The sequence below is a fragment of the Terrisporobacter sp. genome, from assembly GCF_017888745.1.
Taxonomy (GTDB): Bacteria; Bacillota; Clostridia; order Peptostreptococcales; family Peptostreptococcaceae; genus Terrisporobacter.
Map to the genome: position 1 here is coordinate 1 of NZ_JAGHFM010000416.1, position 2,310 is coordinate 2,310.

A 2,310-nucleotide genomic window follows, 5' to 3' on the forward strand; every position below is an offset into this window, starting at 1 on the left:
GTAGATACATTAGCAATAGCTATAGGTACAGCTCATGGTATATATCCAAAAGGAATGAAACCAGAATTAAAATTAGATTTATTAAAAGAAATAAGAGAAACAGTTAATGTACCATTAGTACTTCATGGTGGATCTTCAAATCCAGATGCAGAAATAGCTGAATCAGTGAAACTTGGAGTATCTAAAATAAATATATCAAGTGATATAAAAGCTGCATACTACAACAAGTGCAAAGAAGTAATGGCAGAAAATCCAGGATGGTATGAACCTAATGCTATATACCCACCATGTATAGAGGCATGTAAAGAAGTGATAGAGTATAAAATGGATTTATTCAATGATATAGACAAAGCTAAGTGTTTCTAATAGTATAAAATTTTAGTAATATATATAAATAGCAGTCAAATTTGCCTGCTATTTTTTATTTATATGAAAAATTATGTTTGTGTGTAACAAAAGTTCTTTAGAAATAAATAGAAATGATTGTATATTAGGAATTTCCTTAATAAAAGGAAAATGTTTGGTATTTTTATTGGAAAACGTTTTTGATATTATTAAATTAACTTAAGGAAAGCAAAAAATAATAAATAAATTAGAACAAAATTTTTAAGGGGGAATTTTAATTATGAAAATAGTAGGAATCGCAGCATGCACATCAGGTATAGCACACACTTATATAGCAAAAGAAAAGCTATTAAAAGCAGCACAATCACTAGGTCATGAAATACATATAGAAACACAAGGTACAATAGGAACAGAAGATGAATTAACATCAGCGGATATAAAAGCTGCAGATGTAGTAATAATAGCAGCAGATATAAATGTTGGAGGAAAAGAAAGATTTGATGGCAAAAAGGTAGTAAGTGTTCCAACACATGTAGTAATAAAGTCACCTAAAGGATTATTAAATAAAATCGAATCAGATTTAGGTCTAGCTAAGTAATTAATTTAATTAAATAGGGGGGCATTATGTTAAAAAAATTACAACTTAAAAAACATGCATTAACAGGAATTTCGTACATGTTACCGCTTGTTGTAACAGCAGGATTACTAATAGCAGCAGGTAACTTAATGAATGGTCAAGTAATATCAGATTACAAAGCAGCATACTCTATAGCTGACGCATTAGTATCATTAGGAGTTTTAGGAATGGGTCTTATAGCTCCAGTTATGGCAGCTTCAATATCTTATTCAATAGCTGACAGACCAGGTATAGCACCAGGGTTATTTATGGGTCTTATAGCAAATTCAATAGGAGCAGGATTCTTAGGAGGAATGCTAGGAGGATACTTAGTAGGATTCTTTATTTCTTGGTTAAAAAATAATTTAAAAGTTCCAAGATGGGCACAAGGTATGATGCCTATGATGATATTACCAGTTATATCAACAACTGTAGTTGGATTAATAATGTTTTTCGTAATTGGAGGTCCAATAGTTTGGTTCTCTGAAATGTTAACGTCAATGTTAATGGGACTTCAAGGTGGATCAAGATTTATATTTGGAGCAATTCTTGGAGGTATGGCAGCATTTGACTTTGGTGGTCCAGTAAATAAAGTTGCTTCATTATTCGCGGATGGATTGCTTATGGAAGGTATTTATGGTCCAGAAGCTGTAAAAATATTAGCTTCAATGGTTCCGCCATTTGGAGTTACATTATCTTGGTTAATATCTAAGAAGAAATATTCTAAGAGTGAAGCTGAAAATATAAAATTAGCATTTCCAATGGGTATATGTATGATAACAGAAGGCGTTATACCAATAGCGGCAGTAGATCCAATTAGAGTTATATTTGCTTGCTCAACGGGAGCTGCAATAGGTGGAGGTTTATCAATGTTATGGAATGTTGGTAGCCCGGTTCCATCAGGAGGAATGTTTATAGTTCCAGCGATGGAAAATCCACTAGGATTCTTAGCAGCTTTAGCTATAGGAACTGTGGTATGTGCAGCAATATTAGTACTTACTAAGAAAAATGTAGTTGAAGAAGATTTAGTTATAGAAGACGATGAGGATGAAGAAGAGTTAGATTTAAGCGCAGTAAAATTTAATTAATTAAGAGGTTACGTTTATGTATGTATCTATGAAAAAAATATTAGAAAGAGCTAATAAAGAAAACTATGCAGTTATGGCTATAAATTGTTTTAATTTAGAAACTGCAAGAACAGTTATAAAAGCAGCAGAGTTAGAGAAAGCTCCAATAATTGTAAATATATTTCAAGAGCACTTTGAAAAACATAGTGATAGTGAGTTAATAACACCTATCGTAAAGACATTGGCAGAAAGAGCTAGTGTTGAAGTAGCATTAAACTTTGA

4 protein-coding genes are annotated in these 2,310 nt (G+C 31.8%); all 4 read left to right on the top strand.

All coding sequences use genetic code 11. From position 1 onward, the window contains the following. Positions 1–366, top strand: a 366-nt coding sequence (locus J7G74_RS16630) for a class II fructose-bisphosphate aldolase (RefSeq protein WP_297137482.1), incomplete at its 5' end; no start/stop codon positions are given. Positions 367–625: 259 nt separating this feature from the next. Next, on the top strand, positions 626–943 hold the full coding sequence (locus J7G74_RS16635; RefSeq protein ID WP_297137484.1) for a PTS fructose transporter subunit IIB: 318 nt from the start codon (positions 626–628) through the stop codon (positions 941–943). Positions 944–969: 26 nt separating this feature from the next. Next, positions 970–2,049, top strand: coding sequence for a PTS fructose transporter subunit IIC (locus J7G74_RS16640; protein WP_297137486.1), 1,080 nt, complete (start codon positions 970–972; stop codon positions 2,047–2,049). A gap of 16 nt (positions 2,050–2,065) precedes the next feature. After that, a partial coding sequence (locus tag J7G74_RS16645) for a class II fructose-bisphosphate aldolase (protein WP_297137488.1) occupies positions 2,066–2,310 on the top strand: 245 nt, incomplete at its 3' end.

Coding starts and splice junctions, on each gene's coding strand:
- J7G74_RS16635 (WP_297137484.1), top strand. CDS start 626: ATGAAAATAGTAGGAATCGCAGCATGCACATCAGGTATAGCACACACT.
- J7G74_RS16640 (WP_297137486.1), top strand. CDS start 970: ATGTTAAAAAAATTACAACTTAAAAAACATGCATTAACAGGAATTTCG.